Consider the following 21,053-nt stretch of genomic DNA (forward strand, 5'->3'; position numbering starts at 1 on the left):
CAAACCCCGGCACCCGCCGGGGTTTTTCTTTTCTGCCCGTCCATCTTTAAGCCTTTGGCCACTGGCCCATGCGCGAAAGCCCCGTCTACACTCGAATCTACCCACACGTGTGACGAGGCCGTTATGCCCAGACTGCCGGTCCTCTTGTTGCAGCTCCTGCTGTTCTGGAGCGCGACGGCCGGCGCCTTTACCCTGACCGATGAAGAACAGGCCTGGCTCAGCGCTCACCCGCAGCTGCGCCTGGGCGTTGATGCCTCATGGCCTCCCTTCGAATACAGGGACCAGGAAGGCCGTTACCAGGGACTGGCCGCCGACTACATCGAATTGCTCCAGGAGCGCCTGGGCGTTGCGTTCAAGCCGATCGAACCGGTCAGCTGGACAGCCGTGCTCGAACAGGCGAAACAAGGCACGCTCGACGTACTGCCCGGCATCATGTCTACCCCCGAACGGCAGAGCTACCTGGCATTCAGCCGCCCCTACCTGGACTTCCCGATCGTCATTCTGGCCCACGAAGGCGGGCCCCAGCCGCGCACCCTTGAGCAGTTGTATGGCCTGAAGATCGCCGTGGTGGAGAACTATGCCCCGCATGAACTGCTGCGCACCCATCACCCCGACCTGAACCTGGTCGCCATGCCCAATGTCAGCTCGGCGTTGCAGGCACTGGCCACCGATGAAGTGGATGCCGTGGTCGGCGACCTCGCCTCCAGCGTCTGGAGCCTGCGCCAACAGAAGCTAGAAGGGCTCTACGTCAGTGGCGAGACGCCCTATCGCTATCAACTGGCGATGGGCGTACCGCGTAACCAGAAAATCCTGGTGGGCATTATCGACAAGGTGCTCGCCGACATGAGCCCCGAGGAAGTCAGCAATATCCAGGAGCGCTGGGTGGGTAAGGTGCTCGACCATCGCACGCTCTGGTATGACCTGTTGATCTATGGCTTGCCGACGGTATTGCTGCTGGTGGCCATCCTGGTGGCGGTGATTCGCGTCAACCGCCGCCTCAGCTCGGAAATCTCCCGGCGCATCGCCCTGGAGCAGGAGCTGCGCAGCAGCGAATACCACTACCGCGGCCTGGTCGAGAGCCTGTCGGCGATTGCCTGGGAAGCCGACGCCAACGATTTCACCTACAACTATGTATCGCCGCACGCCGAGGATCTGCTGGGTTATCCACTGAGCCAGTGGTTACAGTCCGGGTTCTGGCGCAGCATCCTGCACCCCGAGGACGCACTCTGGGCCCAGGCCTACTGCGACAGCGAGACCGCAGCCGGGCGCGACCACAGCCTCGATTACCGGGTGATCCGCGCTGACGGGCGAATCCTTTGGGTACGTGACATCGTCAGCCTGATCGAACACGGCCACAAGCCGGTGATGCGCGGCATCATGATCGACATCAGCGAAGCCAAGAACACCGAGCAGGCCCTGCGCCTGTCCGAGGAGAAATTCGCCTCGGTATTTGAACAATGCCCAGACATCCTGGTGATTGCGCGAGTCAGCGATGGCTGCCTGCTGGAGGTCAACGAAGCCTTTGAGGAACAGATCGGCCTGAGCTCCGCCGATGTCATAGGGCGAACCGCCACCGAGCTGAACATCTGGGGCAAGGAGGATTTCGGCCCGAGCACCCTGCAGCGTCTTCAGGCCGGCAGCATTCGCAACCTGGAAATGCTCTTCCGGCGCAGCAACGGCCAGCTGTTCACCGGCCTCACCTCGGCGGAAACCTTTGACCTGGACGGCACCCCGGCGCTGGTTGTGGCAGTGCGCGATATCAGCCAGCTCAAGGAAACCCAGGCGCAACTGCAAATATCCGAAGAGAAGTTTGCCAAGGCTTTCCATGCCTCGCCCGACGGCCTGCTGCTGTCGCGCCAGAGCGATGGCATGCTGCTGGAGGTCAACGAGGGTTTCTGCCGGCTCAGCGGCTTCGACTCGAAGACGTCGCTGGACCACACCTCACTCGACCTGGGGATCTGGGTCGACCTCAGCGAGCGGCGCCGGCTACTGGAACTGCTCAAGCGCGATGGTTTTGTACGTGACTACAGCTGCCATATCCGCCGTGCCGATGGCCAGATCCGCCTGTGCGAACTGTCTGCCCGGCCCCTGCCGATTGGCGGTGTCGACTGCATGCTGACCATCGCCCGCGACATCACCGAGCGCCACCTGATGCAGGAGAAGCTGCAACTGGCAGCCACGGTCTTCGAAAACACCGCAGAAGGCGTGTTGATCACCGACACCGAGCAACACATCAGCGCAGTGAACCGCGCCTTCAGCGAGATCACCGGCTACAGCGAGTTCGAGGCCCTGGGCCAGACCCCTCGCCTGCTTGCTTCCGGCCATCACGACAGCGCCTTCTACGTCGCCATGTGGCATCAGTTGACGGCCGAGGGCCATTGGCAGGGGGAAATCCAGAACCGGCGCAAGAGTGGCGAGCTGTACCCGGCATGGCTGACGATCAGCGCCGTACGCAACAGTGATCGCGAGATCACCCACTTTGTTGCCGTGTTCGCCGATATTGCCAGCCTCAAGCATGCACAGGCCAAGCTCGACTATCAGGCGCACCACGACCCGTTGACCGGCCTGCCGAACCGCACGCTGTTCGAAAGCCGGCTGCAATCTGCATTGAACTGCCCGCAGGAATCGGGGCGCCAGGGTGCGGTGTTGTTCCTCGACCTGGACCGTTTCAAGCACATCAATGACAGCCTGGGGCACCCGGTCGGCGACTTGCTGCTCAAGGCCATCGCCCATCGCCTGAAAGAGCAGGTGCGCGATATCGACACCGTCGCCCGCCTGGGTGGTGATGAGTTCATCATCCTCCTGCCCGGCCTGCATGAGCCCAGCGATGCCGAGCATATTGCCAACAAGCTGCTGGCCTGTTTCGGCGCGCCGTTCCAGGCGGGCGAGCATGAGTTCTTCACCAGCGCCAGCATCGGCACCAGCCTGTACCCGCAGGATGGTTGCGACGTCGCTTCGCTGATTCGCAATGCGGACGCGGCGATGTACCGCTCCAAGGCCAAGGGCCGCAATCGGGTCGAGTGCTATACCCGCGACCTGACTGCCCAGGCCAGTGAGCGCATCGCCCTTGAGCACGAGCTGCGCCGGGCCATCGAGCGCAACGAACTGAGCCTGTGCTACCAGCCCAAGTTCAGCCTCAAGACCCAGAGCCTGGTCGGTGCCGAAGCGTTGATCCGCTGGAGCAACCCGACCTTTGGTGACGTGCCGCCCGAGCATTTCATTCCATTGGCCGAAGAGAACGGCATGATCCTGCAACTGGGCGACTGGGTGCTGGAGCAGGCTTGCCGGCAGATGCAGGTGTGGAAGCAGAGTTACCGCGCCTTCGGCCCGCTGTCGGTGAACCTGGCCGGTGCCCAGTTGCGCCAGCCAGGGCTGGTCCGGCGGATCGAGCAACTGCTCAGGGCGCATCAACTCAGGGCTGGCGACTTGCAACTGGAGATCACCGAGAACTTCATCATGAGCCAGGCTGAAGAAGGCCTGGCCATCCTGCACCAGCTCAAACGCCTGGGGGTGCAACTGGCCATCGATGACTTCGGCACCGGGTATTCCTCGCTGAGTTACCTCAAGCGGTTGCCGCTGGACATTCTCAAGATCGACCAGTCGTTTATCCGTGGCCTGCCGGATGACCCGCATGATGCGGCGATTGCCCGGGCGATCATTGCGCTGGGGCGCAGCATGCAGTTGACGATTATTGCCGAGGGCGTGGAAACCCAGGCGCAGCAGCAGTTCCTCGCGGCGGAGGGGTGTGAGCAGATCCAGGGCTACATCGTCAGCCTGCCGTTGCCGGCCCAGGAATTCGCTGCGACGTTTTTGCGCTTAGCACTTTCGGATCTTTCGGATAGCACAGCCTGGAAACCCTCGTTATAATCCGCCTCCACTGGGGCCTATAGCTCAGTTGGTTAGAGCAGAGGACTCATAATCCTTTGGTCCACGGTTCGAGTCCGTGTGGGCCCACCAGTTTTCTCAAAAGCCGCGCGAATGCGCGGCTTTTTTGTGCCTGGAATTTGAGACCTGCCTTCCTCTTACCACACTGCAACTGGACGGTGAGCCGAATACCCCGCACAATCGGCTCACTTAATGAGCCGAATAAGCCTTTTATTCGGCTCACAGCATGAGCACCAGTTATGCGCGATTTTCTGTGGATCTGGCAGCACCCGAACTGGCCGCACTTCACCTGGCAAGCTGAACGCCTTGCGCCGCTCCTGCGTGCCTGCACACAACTGCAAGGCCGCCTACAAGGCATCGCCAGTGCAGTCGACCGCGATGCCGAGACGCGCAACAGCCTGGACACCCTGCTACAGAACATCGTCACCTCCTCCGCCATCGAGGGGGAGCAGCTCAACGTCAGTTCGGTCCGCTCATCACTGGCCCGCCGCCTGGGGCTCGTCGAGAACGCCCGAACGACGGCACGCAGCGAAGCATTGGCCGAGTTGCTGTTCGATGCCACAGCCGGTTTCAACCGACCATTGACGCAACAACGGCTGTTTACCTGGCACCACTGGCTATTCCCCAATGACCCCGCAGCGCTGTCTCGGCCAATCAATATCGGAACATTGCGTGGGGACGAGCCCATGCAGGTGGTCTCAGGACGCCTGGACCGGCCCACAGTGCATTTCGAGGCGCCACCACGGGAAGGGCTGACAGAGCGATTGCAGGCGTTTCTCGACTGGTTCAACAGCAGCCAGACTGACGCCACGCTTGATCCACTCATTCGCGCCGGGATCGCGCATTTCTGGTTCGTGACGCTGCACCCCTTCGATGACGGAAATGGCCGACTTACCCGCGCCCTTACCGATCTCGCGCTCGCCCAAGGCGAACACCAGGCCATTCGTTTCTACGCAATGTCGGCGAGCATCCTTGATGATCGCAACGGCTACTACCACGTGCTCGAAAGTAGCCAGAGAAGCTCTCCAGATATCACCCTCTGGCTGGAGTGGTTCCTGTCGACATTGCTCAAGAGCCTGGAGCAGGCACTAAAACGAATTGACCGGGTTCTGGGCAAGGCTCGTTACTGGCAGTCTCATCGCAGCGACAGCCTCTCTCCAGAGCAGATCAAAGTACTCAATCGCCTGCTTGATGGTGGTGAGCGCGGCTTTGAGAACGGCATCAGCGCAGCCCAGTATCAAGCCGTCGCGCAGGTTTCCAAGGCCACAGCAACCCGCCACCTGAGCGATCTTCTTGAAAAGGGCTGTATTGTTCGCCTCCCTGGCGGGGGGCGAAGCACCCGCTATCAGGTGAATGTGCTCGAAGGGCTTAACCAGTAACAACCCCTCCACGCCCCAACCCCGCCGCATACACCCCCGGCGTCTTCCCATAATGACGCTGGAACAATGCAATAAACGCCGACACCGAGTCATACCCCAGCTCATTGGCCAGCACCGTCACGCTCATCCCCTCGGCCAGCAGCGGCAACGCCGCCAGCAACCGCAAGCGCTGGCGCCAGGCCTGGAACGACAACTGCGTCTGCGCCTGGAACAGGCGCACCAGCGTGCGCCGCGACGCCCCGACCTGCTGGGCCCAGGCTTCGATGCTGCGGTTATCCCCAGGCTCGGCCTGCAAGGCATCGGTGATCCGCCGCAAGCGCGGGTCACTCGGCAATGGCAGGCTGAACGGCGCCTCCGGCAATTCGCGAAGCTCATCGACCAGCACCCGCAGCAAGCGCGCCTGCGGCCCGTCCGCCGGATACTCCAGCGGGAAGCCGCTGGCCTTGTCGATCAGTTCGCGGACCAGCGGGGTAACCTGCACCACCGCACCGTCACGGCGATAGCCATCGAGCACCGAGTCATCCAGGTACAACCCACGAAACGCCAAGGTCTGCGCGCTATAGGCGGTGTGCCGTACCCCCGGTGGAATCCACAGCGCACATTGCGGCGGCAGCAGGTAGCTGTGACGCTCCGTCAGCACCTGCATGATCCCGGCACTGGCATAGGTGAACTGAACCCAGGCATGGCTGTGCATCTCGACGTGGTACCCAGCCGGAATGCTGAACATGCGCCCTTGCACCGGTTGCGACAGCAACGTCGGCACCGGCGGCACCGGCTGTTCTTGTCCCATATACGGCATTACCCGTCCCCTTCGCTCAAGTGAGCCAACAAACCCCGATGGTAGCCTGCGCCGCGTCCCTTTGAACAACTGACCGGAGTACTGCCATGAGCACCCACGTGCGTGAAACCCGCCTGACCATCCCGGCCATCCAGCAGCGCAAAGGTGCCGGTAGCCTGGTCGCCCTCACCGCCTACAGCCTGCCGATGGCACGTTGGGTCGATGCCCAGGCCGACGTGATTATCGTCGGCGACTCCGTGGGCATGGTGCTGTATGGCATGCCAAGCACGCTGGGGGTAACCCTCGACATGATGATCGCCCACGGCCAGGCGGTGATGCGCGGATCGCAGCGGGCCTGCGTGGTGGTCGACTTGCCATTTGGCAGCTATCAGGCGTCGCCTGAGCAGGCGTTCCACAGCGCCGCGCGGCTGATACGCGAGACCGGTGCCCAGGGCGTCAAGCTCGAGGGCGGCGAGGAAATGGCCGAGACCGTGGCGTTTCTGGTTCAACGCGGCATTGCGGTGATGGCGCATATCGGCCTGATGCCGCAGCAAGTGCATACCCAGGGCGGTTTCAAGGCCCAGGGCCGGGATGAAGACAGCGCGGCAAAAGTGCGCCGCGATGCCTTGGCGATGCAGGCTGCCGGGGCGTTCTCGGTTGTTGTCGAAGGCACTGCCGAGCCCTTGGCCAGGGAGTTGAGCGAGACCCTGAGAATTCCTACCATCGGCATCGGCGCATCGCCCGCGTGTGATGGCCAGGTCCTGGTGACCGAGGACCTGCTGGGGTTGTTCGGCGAATATCAGCCGCGCTTCGTCAAACGCTATGCCGACCTGCAGCCGCTGATTCAGCAAGCATTGGAGTGTTATGCAGGTGAAGTGCGCGCCGGAACGTTCCCGCAATTGCAGCACTGTTTCGGCGTCGTTCGCTAAGTGCCGCTCGGTGGACAGTGAGCCGATTAGCTGCGTTAATCGGCTCACTGTCACGCCAGAGCCTCCCATGTCCGATACACGCCCGCCTGCCCTCGACGAAATCGATCGCCAACTGATTGCCGCCCTGCAAATCAACGCCCGCGAAAGCGTGGCCACGCTGGCCCGGCAGCTGGGGATCGCCCGCACCACGGTAACCTCGCGACTCGCCCGCCTGGAGAAAACCAAGGTCATCAGCGGGTACGGCGTGCGCCTGGGTCAGCGGGTGATCGATGGCGGGTTGCAGGCCTACGTCGGCATCACCGTGCAACCTCGCTCAGGCAAGGATGTGGTACGCCGGCTGAGTGCCATGGGCCAGATCCAGCAGTTGTGCGCGGTGAGCGGTGAGTTCGACTATGTCGCCTGGCTGCGCAGCGACTCGCCGGAGCAACTGGATCAGTTGCTCGACCAGATCGGCAGCGTCGACGGGGTAGAGAAGACCACGACGTCGATCATCCTCAGCAGCAAAGTTGATCGCGGGCAGCCGATGTAGCGGTTACATTTTGACCGCTTAAAGATACGCAGATAACGTATATTAAAACCCGAAATCAGACTATCGTTGCTCCCAGGAAACGAGGGTAAGCAATGAAACGTGACATCTTTCCCGAACTGAGCGAAGGCTTCGAAGCACTGGCCGATGAACGCCAGGGCAAGCTCACCTTGCGCACGCATAAAGTGCAGCTCGCCGCACTGCAAGACATCGATGCTGCGGAACTGGTGGATATCCGCGAGCAACTGAACATGTCGCGGCCGGTGTTCGCGATGTACCTGCGCACCAATACTCGCACCCTGGAAAACTGGGAGCAGGGCCGGGCCAAGCCGAATGCCCAGGCCGTGGCCTTGATTCGCCTGGTGCAGAAGTACCCGCAGACGGTGGAACACCTGGCGGCACTGGGCTGATCAAGCTGCACCGTAGCCCCTGACATTCGCCGGCAGCGCCGGCTCCTACACTAAGACCGGTGTACGTTGTGACGAGGCCGATGCAGTTAAAAAGCATCACAACTTCGTCACAATGACCAAAATCATCACAAATCGACAACACTCTGCATCTTAATAACGAACACCCCTCCCCCTAAAATGACCGCCAGGCATTTCCTATACTCAAGCGGCGCACCCTGCGTAGCCCCCGGCAAGGTCAATCATGAACAACAACAATCGCCACCCCGCCGACGGCAAGAAGCCCGTCACCATCTTCGGCCCGGACTTCCCTTTCGCCTTCGACGACTGGATTGAACACCCCGCCGGCCTGGGCAGCATCCCCGCCGCACGCCATGGCGAGGAAGTGGCGATTGTCGGGGCAGGTATCGCCGGCCTTGTCGCCGCCTACGAACTGATGAAGATGGGCCTCAAGCCCGTCGTCTACGAAGCCTCGAAAATGGGCGGCCGCCTGCGCTCGCAAGCCTTCGCCGGCACCGAGGGCATCGTTGCGGAACTGGGCGGCATGCGTTTCCCGGTGTCTTCCACGGCGTTCTACCACTACGTCGACAAACTCGGCCTGCAGACCAAGCCCTTCCCCAACCCGCTGACTCCCGCCTCCGGCAGCACCGTGGTCGACCTTGAAGGGCAAACCCACTACGCGGAAAAACTTGCCGACCTGCCCAAGCTCTTCCAGGAAGTCGCCGACGCCTGGGCCGATGCCCTGGAAGATGGTGCGCGCTTCGGGGATATCCAGCAGGCCATTCGCGAACGCGATGTGCCGCGCCTGAAAGCGCTGTGGAACACCCTGGTGCCGCTGTGGGACGACCGCACCTTCTACGATTTCGTCGCCACCTCGAAAGCCTTCGCCAAGCTCAGCTTCCTGCACCGCGAAGTGTTCGGCCAGGTCGGCTTCGGCACCGGCGGCTGGGACTCGGACTTCCCCAACTCGATGCTGGAAATCTTCCGCGTGGTCATGACCAACTGCGACGATCACCAGCATCTGGTCGTCGGCGGTGTCGAGCAGGTGCCACTGGGCATCTGGCGCCATGTGCCGGAGCGTTGCGCGCACTGGCCTGCCGGTACCAGCCTCAGCTCGCTGCACCGTGGCGCGCCACGCGCCGGGGTGAAGAGCATCACCCGCAACAGCGACGGTATGCTCGCCGTGACCGACACCTGGGGTGATACCCGCCATTACGCGGCGGTCCTCACCACCTGCCAGAGCTGGCTGCTGACCACCCAGATCGAGTGCGAAGAATCGCTGTTCTCACAGAAGATGTGGATGGCCCTCGACCGCACCCGCTACATGCAGTCCTCGAAAACCTTCGTGATGGTCGACCGCCCATTCTGGAAGGACAAGGACCCGCAAACCGGTCGCGACACCATGAGCATGACCCTCACCGACCGCCTCACCCGCGGCACCTACCTGTTCGACAACGGCGACGACAAGCCGGGGGTGATCTGCCTGTCCTACTCGTGGATGAGCGATGCCTTGAAGATGCTCCCGCACCCGGTGGAAAAACGCGTGAAGCTGGCCCTGGATGCGCTGAAGAAGATCTACCCGAAGGTGGACATCGCCGGGCATATCATCGGCGACCCGATCACCGTGTCCTGGGAAGCCGACCCGCACTTCCTCGGCGCCTTCAAGGGCGCCCTGCCCGGCCACTATCGCTACAACCAGCGCATGTACGCGCACTTCATGCAGCAGGACATGCCGGCGGAACAACGCGGCATCTTCATTGCCGGCGACGATGTATCCTGGACCCCAGCCTGGGTCGAGGGCGCCGTGCAGACCTCGCTCAACGCGGTGTGGGGCATCATGAACCACTTCGGCGGCAGCACCCACCCGAGCAACCCGGGCCCGGGCGATGTATTCAACGAGATCGGCCCGATCGCCCTGGCCGACTGACAGGAGAAACCGCATGCGCATTGCTCTGTTCCAGGGCGCACCGCTGCCACTGGATGTGCCCGGCAACCTCGAACGCCTGCACCAGCAGGCGCAAGTGGCCACCGCCCGTGGCGCCGAGTTGCTGGTGTGCCCGGAGATGTTCCTGACCGGCTACAACATCGGCAGCGAAGCCGTAGCACGTCTTGCCGAAGCCGACGACGGCCCCTCGGCGCTGGCCGTGGTGGAAATCGCCCAGAGCAACCGCATCGCCATCGTCTATGGCTACCCGGAGCTGAGCGAGGACGGCCAGGTCTACAACAGCGTGCAGTTGATCGATGCGCATGGCAGCAGCCTGGGCAACTACCGCAAGACCCACCTGTTCGGCGGCCTCGACCGCGCGATGTTCAGCCCCGGCCCGGATCATTACCCGGTGGTCGAGCTCAACGGCTGGCGGGTGGGCATGTTGATCTGCTACGACATCGAGTTCCCGGAGAACGCCCGGCGCCTGGCCCTGGCTGGCGCCGAGCTGATCCTGGTGCCCACGGCAAACATGGTGCCCTACGATTTCATCTGCCAGGTCACCGTGCGCGCCCGGGCCAACGAAAACCAGTGCTACCTCGTCTACGCCAACTATTGCGGCGCCGAGGACGAGATCCATTACTGCGGTCAAAGCAGCATCATCGGCCCGGATGGCAGCATCCTGGCCATGGCCGGGCGTGACACGGCGCTGCTGGTCGCCGACCTCGACCTGCAACGTGTGCATGAAGGCCGCGCCAGCACGCCGTACCTGCACGACCTGCGCCCGGAGCTCTATCAGCCACCGCGCAGCGCCTGATTTTTCCGCTAGCATGACGGTTCGAGCCTCGCTGGAGCCGTCATGCCCACCGCTGTTCAGCACCTCACCCTGGCCAACGGCCTGCAGGTCACCCTGCGTCACGCTGCACACCTCAAGCGCAGCGCAGCGGCGTTGCGCGTGCACGCCGGTAGCCATGACGCACCTCGCGCCTGGCCGGGGCTGGCACACTTTCTTGAACACCTGCTGTTTCTCGGCACCGACGCCTTCCCCCTCGACGATGGCCTGATGCGCCATGTGCAGCGCCAAGGGGGACAGGTCAACGCCAGTACTCGTGAGCGCACCACCGACTTTTTCTGCGAGGTCCCAACGCCGGCATTTGCCGGTGCTCTGGAGCGGCTGTGTGACATGCTCGCGCACCCACGCTTCGACCACGAGCGCCAGTTGCGCGAGCGCGAAGTGCTGCATGCCGAGTTCATCGCCTGGTCACGCAACCGCCAGGCACAGCGCCTGCACACACTGCTGCAAAGTGCCCAAGATGGTCACCCGCTGAGCGCGTTCCATGCCGGCAACCGCTTCAGCCTGCCGGTGCACAGTGCAGCTTTTCAGCAGGCGCTGCGCCGCTTCCATCAGCAGTTCTACCAGGGTGGGCAGATGACCCTGAGCCTGGTCGGGCCGCAGTCGCTGGCAGCCCTGGAAGCCTTGGCCCAACAGTTCGGCGCGATGCTTCCCGGCGGCGAGAAGATCATCCCCGCGCGACCACCGAAACTGACCGCACAAGCGCCGGCCCAATCCACGCGACAGCTGGATGTGTTGTTCGCCTGCGAGCATCTGCCAGAAGGCTATGAGGCGGCCATCGCCTTTCTCGGCACCTGGATGGCCGACACGCGGCCAGGAGGCCTGTTGGCCAAACTGCGCCAACGCGGCTGGCTGGACGACTTCCATTTCACGCCGTTGTATCAGCACGCCGGGCAAGCGCTGCTGCAAGTGCATTTCGGGCTGAGTGCAACGGCCCTGGCGGACGAGGTCAATCGCTTGCTGCGGGACTGGCTGCGGTTCTTGAGCAAGGCCGACCTGCAGGGTTTGAACCAGGAATATGCCGCGATTCAACAGTGCCGGGAACAGGCCGCCAGTGCACTGGAACTCGCCCGCCAGGACAGTAGCGGGCAACCGTTCCAGGCCTTGGACACGAACGCCCTGAACGCCTTTGCCTGCCTGCTCGACAGCAGCCTCGGCGGCGGTCGGCAGCACGCCAACGCCTGGAAGCTGCCCGACCCGGAACCGCTGCTCGGTGTCGCAAGCCGGCCAGCAACCCACTGCCCTCTGCCAGCAGGCCTGACGCTCAGCACGGCGCTACCCAGCAAACGCTCACACGGTGTGCTGTATCTGCGCTGGCACAGCTCGTCCTGCCTGCGTGATCGCCTGTGGAAGGTACTTGAGCGCGCGTTGCGCCCCCTGGCAGAGCGTGCCAGCCGCGCCGCCGTGACGCTGGAATTCAGCGCATGCCAAGGCTTCTGGCAGATGCGCTGTGCCGGCAACCCCGCCGCTGTCGTGGCGGTGGTCGAAGAGGCGCTGACTCACCTTCAAGCACCTGCGCCGTCCAGTTGGCAGGCGGGGGCCGACACAGCAGAACCACTCATTCCCATCCGGGCCCTGCTGCAACAATTGCCGCAGGTGATTGCCGGGCGCCATGACGGACCACTGCCGTCGTGCATCCTCACCCCGGACGACCTCCGCGCGCTGTGGCAGCACGCCACCTGGCAGGGCATGGCGAGCGGCTTCGCCAGCGCAGACCAGCACAACCTGAACGCCGTGCTCGCGCAGATACCGGGTACGCCCGGCATGCATCCACCCACCCAACTGGACAACACATTGCGTTGGGAGCAGGCCGCGCCGGCCGATAGCGAAAGCGCCGTGCTGTTGTTCTATTCGATCCCGGCACACAGTGAGGCAGCCTGGCGCCTGCTGGCGCAGCTGCTGCAAGGCCCGTTCTATCAACGCCTGCGGGTTGAACTGCAACTGGGCTACGCCGTGTTCAGTGCCGTGCGCCAGGTACAGGGCTGCACCGGCCTGGTATTGGGCGTGCAATCGCCCGGCGCCAGCCAGGCTGAAATCATCGATCACATCGTGCAGTTCCTGACGGCGTTTGCGGCAGGTTGCACACTCGATGAGGCAGCCCGCCTGGCGTTGGCCAGCCAGTTCGACGAAACCCTGATGAGCAATACCGACGTGGCCGAATGGGCCTGGCAGGCACAGCTCGCCGGTCGTCCCGAGGCGACGCTTGAGGCCATGAAAGCTGCGATGCTCAATGTCACCGAGGCACAACTCGAACGCGCCCTCCAACACCTGTGCAGCAGCGAGTTAGGCGTTTTGTGCCTCGCCAACAGCCCTGCCCCTGACTCGGGCTGGCCACTGGAACCGCGCAGCGCGAGGGTGGACTAAAAGAGTAGTTACCCACCCCTGGACCTGTCCGGAAGGAGTAATCCCATGCGCGACATTCCTGCATACACTGACTGGCGTATGGGCGTTGAATTGACGCAGGAGCAGCCATGTACATCCAGGTTCTAGGTTCGGCCGCCGGGGGCGGCTTCCCGCAGTGGAACTGCAACTGCGGCAACTGCAAGGGCTACCGCGACGGCACGCTGCGCGCCAGCGCGCGAACCCAGTCGTCGATTGCCCTGTCCGACGACGGCATCCACTGGGTGCTGTGCAATGCCTCACCCGATATCCGCGCCCAGCTGCAAGGCTTCGCCCCGATGCAGCCGGGCCGTGCCCTGCGCGACAGCGGGATCAACGCGATCATCCTGCTCGACAGCCAGATCGACCACACCACCGGCCTGCTCAGCCTGCGCGAAGGCTGCCCGCATCAGGTGTGGTGCACCGACATGGTCCACCAGGACCTGAGCAGCGGCTTTCCGCTGTTCAACATGCTCAGCCACTGGAATGGCGGGCTGGAGTGGAAGCGCATCGCGCTGGAAGGCAGCTTCGTCATCGACGCCTGCCCCAGCCTGCGTTTCACCCCCTTGCCCCTGCGCAGCGCCGCGCCGCCCTATTCGCCGCACCGCTTCGACCCGCACCCCGGCGACAACCTGGGGCTGATCGTCGAAGACCTGCGCAGCGGCGCCAGGTTGTTCTATGCCCCCGGGCTGGGGCAGGTCGATGCCCCGCTGCTGCAACAGATGCACAGCGCCGATTGCCTGCTGCTCGACGGTACGCTGTGGGACGACGACGAAATGCAGCGTCGGGGTGTCGGCAGCCGCACCGGCCGCGAGATGGGCCATCTGGCGCAGAACGGCCCGGGAGGCATGCTGCAAGTGCTCGAAGCCTTCCCCAGGCAACGCAAGGTACTTATCCACATCAACAACACCAACCCGATTCTCGATGAGGACTCGGCCGAACGTGCCGAACTGGAACGCCGGGGCATTGAAGTGGCCTTCGACGGCATGAGCATCGAATTGCAGGAGCCGACATGAACGACGCTACCCCGTTGTCACCGGCCGCCTTCGAGCAGGCCCTGCGCGCCAAGGGCGCCTACTACCACATCCATCACCCCTACCATGTGGCGATGTATGAGGGCCGCGCGACCCGCGAGCAGATCCAGGGTTGGGTAGCCAACCGTTTCTACTACCAGGTGAACATCCCCATGAAGGATGCCGCGATCCTGGCCAACTGCCCGGACCGCGAAGTACGCCGCGAATGGATTCAGCGCCTGCTCGACCACGACGGCGCGCCCGGTGAAGACGGCGGAATCGAAGCCTGGCTGCGCCTGGGGCAAGCGGTGGGGCTGGACCCGGACCAACTGCGCTCCCAGGAACTGGTGCTCCCCGGCGTGCGCTTCGCCGTGGATGCCTATGTCAATTTCGCCCGGCGCGCCAGCTGGCAGGAAGCGGCCAGCAGCTCGCTGACCGAACTGTTCGCCCCGCAGATCCACCAGTCCCGCCTGGACAGCTGGCCGCAGCATTACCCGTGGATCGACCCGACCGGCTACGCGTACTTTCGCACCCGCCTGGGCCAGGCCCGGCGCGATGTGGAGCACGGCCTGAGCATCACCCTGCAGCACTACACCAGCGTGGAAGGCCAGCAGCGCATGCTGGAGATCCTGCAGTTCAAGCTGGACATCCTGTGGAGCATGCTCGACGCCATGAGCATGGCCTATGAACTCAATCGCCCGCCCTACCACAGCGTCACGCGCGAGCGGGTATGGCACAAGGGGATCGCCCTATGAGCTTCGACCGCCACCTGACGCCACGCTGGCGTCCCGGCTATCGCTTCCAGTACGAGCCGGCGCAAAAGGCCCATGTGCTGCTCTACCCCGAGGGCATGATCAAGCTCAACGAGAGCGCAGCCTTGATCGGCGGGCTGATCGACGGCGAGCGCGATGTCGCCGCCATCATTGCCGCGCTGGACGAACAATTCCCCGGAGTACCCGAGTTGCCCGAGGACATCGAGCAGTTCATGGAGGTCGCCCGTGCTGAACACTGGATCGAACTCGCCTGACGTCCCGGCCACGCCGGAGGTCGGATTGCCGCTGTGGCTGCTCGCCGAGCTGACCTACCGCTGCCCGCTGCAATGCCCGTACTGCTCCAACCCGCTGGACTTTGCCGCGCAGGGCCAGGAGTTGAGTACCGCGCAGTGGTTCAAGGTAATGGCCGAAGCTCGCGAAATGGGCGCGGCGCAGCTGGGTTTCTCCGGTGGCGAGCCGCTGGTGCGCCAGGACCTTGCCGAGCTGATCGGCGAGGGCCGTCGCCTGGGCTACTACACCAACCTGATCACCTCCGGCATCGGCCTGACCGAACAGAAGATCGCCGACTTTAAGCAAGCCGGCCTGGACCATATCCAGATTAGCTTCCAGGCCAGCGACGAGCAGGTGAACAACCTGCTGGCCGGCTCGAAGAAGGCCTTCGCGCAGAAGCTTGCGATGGCCCGTGCGGTGAAAGCCCACGGCTATCCGATGGTGCTGAACTTCGTGACCCACCGGCACAACATCGACAAGATCGATCGCATCATCGAGCTGTGCATCGCCCTGGAAGCGGACTTCGTCGAACTCGCCACCTGCCAGTTCTACGGCTGGGCGCATTTGAACCGGGCCGGCCTACTGCCGACCCGCGCGCAGCTGGAACGCGCCGAGCGGATCACCAACGAATACCGCGACAAGCTCCAGGCGGCTGGCAACCCGTGCAAGCTGATCTTCGTCACCCCGGACTATTACGAGGAGCGCCCGAAAGCCTGCATGAACGGTTGGGGCAGCGTATTCCTGACCATCACCCCGGACGGCACCGCCCTGCCATGCCACGGCGCACGGCAACTGCCGGTGCAGTTTCCCAATGTGCGCGAGCACAGCCTGCAGCACATCTGGTACAACTCGTTCGGCTTCAACCGATTTCGTGGCTATGCTTGGATGCCGGAGCCTTGCCGCTCCTGCGACGAAAAAGAAAAGGACTTCGGTGGCTGCCGCTGCCAGGCCTACATGCTTACCGGCGACGCCAGCAATGCGGACCCGGTCTGCGCCAAGTCGGCGGATCACCGGGTCATCCTTGCAGCACGCGAGGAGGCCGAAACCGCCAGCCAGCCCCTCACCGAGATGACTTTCCGCAATGATCGAAACTCCCGCCTCATCGCCCGTAGCTGAGCGTTTCAGCGCAGAACAGGCGGTTGCCGCCGGCACCGACTACGCCGAACTGAAAGTCGGCCCCCTGGGCTTGTTCTGGAACGAGTTCAGGCCCCAGGACGGTGCCTGCCGGATCTGGCACTGGCGCGATGGCCAGGCCCATTGCCTGACGCCGGATGGTTTCAGCGTGCGCAGCCGGGTCTATGAATACGGCGGTGGCGGCTTCTGCCTGAGCGACGACGGCCTGGTGTTCGTCAACGAAGCCGATCAGCAGCTGTACCACCAGGACCTGCTCGGCGGCCAGCCGCAGCCGCTGACCCACGGCGAGCGCCACCATGGCGATCTGCGTTGGGCCGATGGCCAGGTATTGGCCGTTGAAGAGACCCACGCGCCAGGGCAGGTCGAACACCGCCTGGTGGCACTGCGAAACGGCGAGCGTCGGGTGCTGGCCGAAGGTGCGGACTTCTACGCCGCGCCCACCCTGAGCGGCGATGGCCAGCGCCTGGCGTGGATCGAATGGAGCCGCCCCGAGCAGCCGTGGACCATCACCCGCCTGATGTGCAGTGCGCGCGGCGTCGATGGCCAGTGGCAAACCGCAGATTGCGTGGCCGGCGAGGCCGAATCCTTGCAGCAACCGTGCTTCGATGCGCAAGGCCGGTTGTACTGCCTGTCTGATCGCAACGGCTTCTGGCAGCCGTGGGGCGAAACGCCCGAGGGCTGGGCGGCCTTGCCGGCACTGGCGGCCGACCATGCCAGTGCACCGTGGCAACTGGGCGCCAGCAGCTGGCTTGCGCTGGGTGAGAACAGCTACCTGGCCAGTTGGTTCGAAGGTGGCTTCAGCCGCCTGGGAGTGCAGCGCGCGGACGGCTCGCTCGACGAGTTCAGTGGCGCCTACACGCGCTTTCGCAGCCTGGATCAGGATGGCCAGTTCATCTACGCCATCGCCGCCTCGGCCAGCAGCCCGGCGGCGGTGATTGCCATTGATCGCAGCAGCCATGCCGTTCAGGTGCTGGCCGGCGGGGTACTGCCGTTGCCCAGCGAACAGATCAGCCAGCCGCGCAGTATCAGCTATCGCAGCGGCGATGGCGTTGCCCACGGGTTCTTCTACCCGGCGATGGACGGCTCATCTACACCGCCTTTGGTAGTGTTCGTCCACGGTGGCCCGACTTCGGCCTGCCATCCGGTGCTCGACACGCGTATCCAGTACTGGACCCAGCGCGGCTTTGCCGTGGCCGACCTGAACTATCGCGGCAGCACCAGCTATGGCCGGGCCTATCGTCAGGCCTTGCATTTGCGCTGGGGTGAAGTGGATGTGGAGGATGCCTGCGCAGCGGTGAGTTACCTGGCGGGTGAAGGGTTGATCAACCCGCAGCAGGCGTTCATTCGCGGTGGCAGTGCCGGTGGCTATACCACCCTGTGCGCCTTGGCGTTCCGTGATGTGTTCCGGGGCGGGGCGAGCCTGTACGGGGTCAGCGACCCGCTTGCATTGACCCGCGATACGCACAAATTCGAAGGCGATTACCTGGACTGGCTGATCGGCGACCCGCAGGTCGATATCGAGCGCTATCGCGCGCGCACGCCGTTGCTGTATGCCGGGCAGATCAAGGTGCCGGTGATTTTCTTCCAGGGTGAGCTGGACGCCGTGGTAGTACCGGCGCAGACCCGCACGATGCTGGAGGCGTTGCTGGCCAACGGGATTGCCGCGCAGGGGCACTTTTACGCCAACGAACGCCATGGTTTTCGCACGGCGGCGAACCTGGCGCATGCGCTGGAGGAGGAGTGGAAGTTCTACTGTGAAATATTGGGCAAGTGCTGACCGCCTACCCCTGTGGGAGCAACTGTCTTGCACCTGTGTCTTGTAGCCGCTGCCGACAGGCTGCGCTGGAGCCCGTGAGGGCTCCCAAAAGCGGCACCTGCTATGCAGGCGAGCGCAGCCTCACGGCAGCGGCTACGTTTACCGGCTCCCCGCTGACACTGTGGGAGCTGGCCTTGCCAGCGATGAGGCCCGCACTGCCAGTCAGAATCAACAGAAACCGGTGGCGGCCAGCTACTCATCTCATACCTCAGGTTCAGCGCTTGGCGATGATGTACACCGCGTGCACGATCCCCGGAATGTACCCCAGCAGGGTCAGCAAGATGTTCAGCCAGAAGGCGCCGCCAAAACCCACCTGCAGGAACACGCCCAGCGGCGGCAGAAGAATCGCGATGATGATGCGGATCAGGTCCATGAGCAGCTCCTTGGTAGTCTCCTGACAACAGACTCACCGCCCAGGCCATTCGTTCCCGCGCAAATCACAGGCAAAAAAACGCCCCAAGCCGAAAAGATCAGGCCCGAGGCGATGCGCAGGAACGCGAGACGGTTCGTTTGAATTCGGTTAACGCAGGCTCAACTGCGCGGTATGCACCCGGGCAAAAGCCCGCGCCAGGCGCAAAAGCATTTCATCGATATTGCCGTGGCTCACCGTCAACGCCGGCGAGAAGCGCAGCACGTTCGGCTGCGCGGCATTGAGCAGCAGCCCTTCCTGCAACGCCGCCTTGACCACGTCAGGGGCCAGCTCGTCGCTCAGCTCCAGCGCCCAGAGCAAGCCCTGCCCTCGCACTTCACCCTGGCCATAGCGCCCGGCGAGTCGGCTGAGCCCATCGCGCAGATGGCGGCCGGAAGCCTGCACCTGCTCGAAGAAGCCCGGTTCAAGCACAGTCGCCAGCACGGCAAGGCCCGCCGCGCTCATCAGCGCATTGCCATGGTGGCTGCCTTCCAGCTCGCCGACCTCGGCGCAGCAGGCGCTGCCGCGGGCCAGCAAGGCTGCCAGCGGCACACCACCGCCCAGTCCCTTGCCCAGGGTGATGATGTCGGCACGCACGCCGTAAGTCGTTTCCGCCAGCAAGGCGCCACAGCGCCCGATGCCCGTCTGCACTTCATCGAGGATCAGCAGGATGCCCAGCTCACGGCACAGCCGCTCGACCCCCTTGAGGTAATGCTGGGTGGCCGGGATAACGCCGGCTTCACCCTGGATCGGCTCAAGCATGATTGCCACCGTGCTTGAGTCAACCGCCGCATGCAGCGCCGCCAGGTCGTTGAAGGGCACCTTGCTGAAGCCTGGCAGGCCCGGTTCGCAGCGGTTGCACGGCGACGGGTCGGAAGCCGACAGCGCACCCAGCGTGCGGCCATGGCAACTCTGGCTGGCGGTGATGATGTGATAGGCGCCGTTGCGGTGCAGTTGGCCCCATTTGCGCGCCAGCTTGATCGCCCCTTCACAGGCTTCGGCGCCGCTGTTGAGCAGGTAGGCCTGGTCGCTGCCAGTGTGCTGGCACAGCTGGTTGACCAACTTCAGCAGGCCACGGCTATGGAACCCGGCCCCCGGGTTGATCAGCGCCTGGGTCTGCGCGTTGAGCGCCTGCACCAGTGCCTTGGGGCTGTGCCCCAGGCTGTTGACTGCACAGCCCTGGGTGAAATCCAGATAAGCCCGGCCTTCGCTGTCCCACAGCCAGGAGCCCTGGCCGCGCACGAAGATCTGCGCAGCGCGTTCGGTGGCAGGCATCAGGCGATCACGGGACAACTGCTCGGCTTCGGCCATGGCCACAGGCGCAGGCACCTGTTCGGCTGCACGGGCGGCCTGACGCCGCAGGTTGAACAGGTTCATGCGCCCCACCCCTGCACCGCAGCACCGCGTTTTTTTGCCTTGCCTATGTAAATCCTGTCCGGATACACGCTGTTCATCTCGCCTGACGGCTCTGTAAGCCTTGTGAATACGGGATAGACTAGGCGCGTCAGGGGTCTACGACCATTTCGTTTTTCGAGCTTTTTTGATAAGTATTACTTATGGATTTCCGCCAACTGCGTTATTTCGTCGCGGTGTACGAAGAAGGTCATGTCGGCCGCGCTGCCGAGCGCCTGTCATTGTCGCAACCGGCGCTGTCGCAACAGATCCGCCAACTTGAGCACAGCCTCGATGTCAGCCTGTTCGAGCGCGGCAACAAGCGCCTGCTGCCGACCCTCGCTGCACACACCCTGTACAACCATGCCCTGCCCCTGCTGGACGGCTTGCAGCGCGCCCGCGAGGCACTGCGCAACTTCAAGGGGCAGGCGCTGCGAACCCTGGCCATCGGCGTGCTGCAAACCGTGCGCCCGAGCCTGGTGCCGCAGCTGCTCGACCGGGTGCGCAAGGCGCAGCCGCACCTTGTGGTGCAGATCTATGAACTGTCGGGGCTGGAGATCGAACGGCGCCTGCTCAACGGCACGCTGGATATCGGCATCAGCTACCTGCCACCGCGCCAGCCGGGGCTGCATGGCTTGCTGCTGTATGAGGACGAACTGCAACTGGTGATCCCCAACACCCACCCATTGCGTGAGTTCAAGAAGGTCTCGCTCAAACAGGCGGCTGAACTGCCCATGCTGTTGCTGGGCGAGGAGTTCCAGGTCAGACAGATCTGGCAGACCCAACTGGCCAACCTTGGACGCCGCCCGCAGGTTCAGGCCGAGATGAACAACATGGGCGGGATTCTCGACAGCCTCGCGCACACCTCGCTGGCCACCGTGCTACCCGGCCGCGCGCAGGAAGCCGCGCAAGACCCGGCGCTGCTGTGGAAGCCACTGAGCGAGCCAAGGGTGCCGCTGAAAGTCGGTTTGGTGTTCCGCGATGCGCAACGCCAGCAAGCCTCGGTGGAGCTGCTGCGCACGTTGCTGGAAGAAGAGATCGACCCGCGCCAGATCGGCGTGTCGCCGCTGGATGTGCTCGGGTAAAAAACGCAGGCAAAAGAAAACCCCGCCGAAGCGGGGTTTTGCAGACTGTTTCCCTGACTTCCTTTTCACCCCGCCATCCATGGTGGGATCCTTTCGTGTCC

The 21,053-nt window shown here is 63.6% G+C and carries 17 protein-coding genes and 1 tRNA gene; 15 read left to right on the forward strand and 3 right to left on the reverse strand.

Annotated elements, in window-relative coordinates:
* Positions 1 to 123 precede the first annotated feature (123 nt).
* The 3 genes from M5G11_RS09240 to M5G11_RS09250 all read left to right on the forward strand — a co-directional run bounded on the left by M5G11_RS09240 (position 124) and on the right by M5G11_RS09250 (position 5,264).
* Positions 124 to 3,867, forward strand: a complete 3,744-nt coding sequence (locus M5G11_RS09240) for a bifunctional diguanylate cyclase/phosphodiesterase (RefSeq protein ID WP_273909721.1) — start codon at positions 124 to 126, stop codon at positions 3,865 to 3,867.
* Positions 3,868 to 3,880: 13 nt separating this feature from the next.
* A tRNA-Ile gene (locus M5G11_RS09245) sits at positions 3,881 to 3,957 on the forward strand.
* A gap of 167 nt (positions 3,958 to 4,124) precedes the next feature.
* Positions 4,125 to 5,264 (forward strand): Fic family protein, encoded by a 1,140-nt coding sequence (locus M5G11_RS09250; RefSeq protein ID WP_273909720.1) that lies wholly within the window; start codon positions 4,125 to 4,127, stop codon positions 5,262 to 5,264.
* Here M5G11_RS09250 and M5G11_RS09255 read toward each other — a convergent pair.
* Positions 5,254 to 6,063: an AraC family transcriptional regulator gene (locus M5G11_RS09255; protein WP_273909719.1), complete on the reverse strand. Its 810-nt coding sequence runs from the start codon at positions 6,061 to 6,063 to the stop codon at positions 5,254 to 5,256. The genes M5G11_RS09250 and M5G11_RS09255 overlap by 11 nt on opposite strands.
* Positions 6,064 to 6,149: 86 nt before the next feature.
* On the opposite strand from M5G11_RS09255, the gene panB reads away from it, so the two are divergent.
* From panB to M5G11_RS09310, 11 genes are all read left to right on the forward strand, one after another.
* Positions 6,150 to 6,971, forward strand: coding sequence for a 3-methyl-2-oxobutanoate hydroxymethyltransferase (gene panB / locus M5G11_RS09260; protein WP_273909718.1), 822 nt, complete (start codon positions 6,150 to 6,152; stop codon positions 6,969 to 6,971).
* A 67-nt stretch (positions 6,972 to 7,038) separates the two neighbouring features.
* Complete coding sequence (locus tag M5G11_RS09265; protein ID WP_273909717.1) at positions 7,039 to 7,500, forward strand: Lrp/AsnC family transcriptional regulator; 462 nt, start codon at positions 7,039 to 7,041, stop codon at positions 7,498 to 7,500.
* A 92-nt stretch (positions 7,501 to 7,592) separates the two neighbouring features.
* Positions 7,593 to 7,907, forward strand: a complete 315-nt coding sequence (locus M5G11_RS09270; RefSeq protein WP_273909716.1) for a helix-turn-helix domain-containing protein — start codon at positions 7,593 to 7,595, stop codon at positions 7,905 to 7,907.
* A gap of 241 nt (positions 7,908 to 8,148) precedes the next feature.
* Positions 8,149 to 9,831, forward strand: a complete 1,683-nt coding sequence (locus tag M5G11_RS09275; protein ID WP_273909715.1) for a flavin monoamine oxidase family protein — start codon at positions 8,149 to 8,151, stop codon at positions 9,829 to 9,831.
* A gap of 13 nt (positions 9,832 to 9,844) precedes the next feature.
* Entirely contained in the window at positions 9,845 to 10,645 is an 801-nt protein-coding gene (locus M5G11_RS09280) for a carbon-nitrogen hydrolase family protein (RefSeq protein ID WP_273909714.1), read from the forward strand.
* Positions 10,646 to 10,687: 42 nt separating this feature from the next.
* Positions 10,688 to 13,045, forward strand: a complete 2,358-nt coding sequence (pqqF, locus tag M5G11_RS09285; protein WP_273909713.1) for a pyrroloquinoline quinone biosynthesis protein PqqF — start codon at positions 10,688 to 10,690, stop codon at positions 13,043 to 13,045.
* 107 nt (positions 13,046 to 13,152) lie between these two features.
* On the forward strand, positions 13,153 to 14,076 hold the full coding sequence (gene pqqB, locus M5G11_RS09290) for a pyrroloquinoline quinone biosynthesis protein PqqB (RefSeq protein ID WP_273909712.1): 924 nt from the start codon (positions 13,153 to 13,155) through the stop codon (positions 14,074 to 14,076).
* Positions 14,073 to 14,828, forward strand: coding sequence for a pyrroloquinoline-quinone synthase PqqC (pqqC, locus tag M5G11_RS09295; RefSeq protein WP_273909711.1), 756 nt, complete (start codon positions 14,073 to 14,075; stop codon positions 14,826 to 14,828). Before pqqB ends, pqqC begins: the two co-directional genes overlap by 4 nt.
* Positions 14,825 to 15,100, forward strand: a complete 276-nt coding sequence (gene pqqD, locus M5G11_RS09300) for a pyrroloquinoline quinone biosynthesis peptide chaperone PqqD (RefSeq protein ID WP_273909710.1) — start codon at positions 14,825 to 14,827, stop codon at positions 15,098 to 15,100. The genes pqqC and pqqD overlap by 4 nt, the downstream gene beginning before the upstream one ends.
* The gene (gene pqqE, locus M5G11_RS09305; protein WP_273909709.1) at positions 15,072 to 16,232 is read left to right on the forward strand and encodes a pyrroloquinoline quinone biosynthesis protein PqqE; all 1,161 of its coding nucleotides are present in this window, start codon (positions 15,072 to 15,074) and stop codon (positions 16,230 to 16,232) included. The genes pqqD and pqqE overlap by 29 nt, the downstream gene beginning before the upstream one ends.
* Positions 16,198 to 18,027, forward strand: a complete 1,830-nt coding sequence (locus M5G11_RS09310; RefSeq protein WP_273909708.1) for a S9 family peptidase — start codon at positions 16,198 to 16,200, stop codon at positions 18,025 to 18,027. The genes pqqE and M5G11_RS09310 overlap by 35 nt, the downstream gene beginning before the upstream one ends.
* Before the next feature lie 253 nt (positions 18,028 to 18,280).
* Here the strand turns inward: M5G11_RS09310 and M5G11_RS09315 are convergent, their stop codons facing one another.
* Positions 18,281 to 18,439, reverse strand: coding sequence for a YqaE/Pmp3 family membrane protein (locus M5G11_RS09315; RefSeq protein ID WP_041022294.1), 159 nt, complete (start codon positions 18,437 to 18,439; stop codon positions 18,281 to 18,283).
* 147 nt (positions 18,440 to 18,586) lie between these two features.
* A complete protein-coding gene (locus M5G11_RS09320; RefSeq protein ID WP_273909707.1) occupies positions 18,587 to 19,852 on the reverse strand; it encodes an aspartate aminotransferase family protein in 1,266 nt (421 codons plus the stop codon).
* 179 nt (positions 19,853 to 20,031) lie between these two features.
* Here M5G11_RS09320 and M5G11_RS09325 point away from each other — a divergent pair, with 179 nt between their 5' ends.
* On the forward strand, positions 20,032 to 20,952 hold the full coding sequence (locus M5G11_RS09325; RefSeq protein WP_273909706.1) for a LysR family transcriptional regulator: 921 nt from the start codon (positions 20,032 to 20,034) through the stop codon (positions 20,950 to 20,952).
* The last annotated feature ends 101 nt before the right edge of the window (positions 20,953 to 21,053 follow it).

It is taken from the genome of Pseudomonas fontis, assembly GCF_028656955.1.
In the GTDB taxonomy this organism is placed as follows: Bacteria; Pseudomonadota; Gammaproteobacteria; order Pseudomonadales; family Pseudomonadaceae; genus Aquipseudomonas; species Aquipseudomonas fontis.

What these genes read in the sequence shown, in the direction of transcription:
- M5G11_RS09240 (WP_273909721.1), top strand. Translation starts at nt 124, where the DNA reads ATGCCCAGACTGCCGGTCCTCTTGTTGCAGCTCCTGCTGTTCTGGAGC.
- M5G11_RS09250 (WP_273909720.1), top strand. Translation starts at nt 4,125, where the DNA reads ATGCGCGATTTTCTGTGGATCTGGCAGCACCCGAACTGGCCGCACTTC.
- M5G11_RS09255 (WP_273909719.1), bottom strand. Translation starts at nt 6,063, where the DNA reads ATGCCGTATATGGGACAAGAACAGCCGGTGCCGCCGGTGCCGACGTTG.
- panB (WP_273909718.1), top strand. Translation starts at nt 6,150, where the DNA reads ATGAGCACCCACGTGCGTGAAACCCGCCTGACCATCCCGGCCATCCAG.
- M5G11_RS09265 (WP_273909717.1), top strand. Translation starts at nt 7,039, where the DNA reads ATGTCCGATACACGCCCGCCTGCCCTCGACGAAATCGATCGCCAACTG.
- M5G11_RS09270 (WP_273909716.1), top strand. Translation starts at nt 7,593, where the DNA reads ATGAAACGTGACATCTTTCCCGAACTGAGCGAAGGCTTCGAAGCACTG.
- M5G11_RS09275 (WP_273909715.1), top strand. Translation starts at nt 8,149, where the DNA reads ATGAACAACAACAATCGCCACCCCGCCGACGGCAAGAAGCCCGTCACC.
- M5G11_RS09280 (WP_273909714.1), top strand. Translation starts at nt 9,845, where the DNA reads ATGCGCATTGCTCTGTTCCAGGGCGCACCGCTGCCACTGGATGTGCCC.
- pqqF (WP_273909713.1), top strand. Translation starts at nt 10,688, where the DNA reads ATGCCCACCGCTGTTCAGCACCTCACCCTGGCCAACGGCCTGCAGGTC.
- pqqB (WP_273909712.1), top strand. Translation starts at nt 13,153, where the DNA reads ATGTACATCCAGGTTCTAGGTTCGGCCGCCGGGGGCGGCTTCCCGCAG.
- pqqC (WP_273909711.1), top strand. Translation starts at nt 14,073, where the DNA reads ATGAACGACGCTACCCCGTTGTCACCGGCCGCCTTCGAGCAGGCCCTG.
- pqqD (WP_273909710.1), top strand. Translation starts at nt 14,825, where the DNA reads ATGAGCTTCGACCGCCACCTGACGCCACGCTGGCGTCCCGGCTATCGC.
- M5G11_RS09310 (WP_273909708.1), top strand. Translation starts at nt 16,198, where the DNA reads ATGATCGAAACTCCCGCCTCATCGCCCGTAGCTGAGCGTTTCAGCGCA.
- M5G11_RS09315 (WP_041022294.1), bottom strand. Translation starts at nt 18,439, where the DNA reads ATGGACCTGATCCGCATCATCATCGCGATTCTTCTGCCGCCGCTGGGC.
- M5G11_RS09320 (WP_273909707.1), bottom strand. Translation starts at nt 19,852, where the DNA reads ATGAACCTGTTCAACCTGCGGCGTCAGGCCGCCCGTGCAGCCGAACAG.
- M5G11_RS09325 (WP_273909706.1), top strand. Translation starts at nt 20,032, where the DNA reads ATGGATTTCCGCCAACTGCGTTATTTCGTCGCGGTGTACGAAGAAGGT.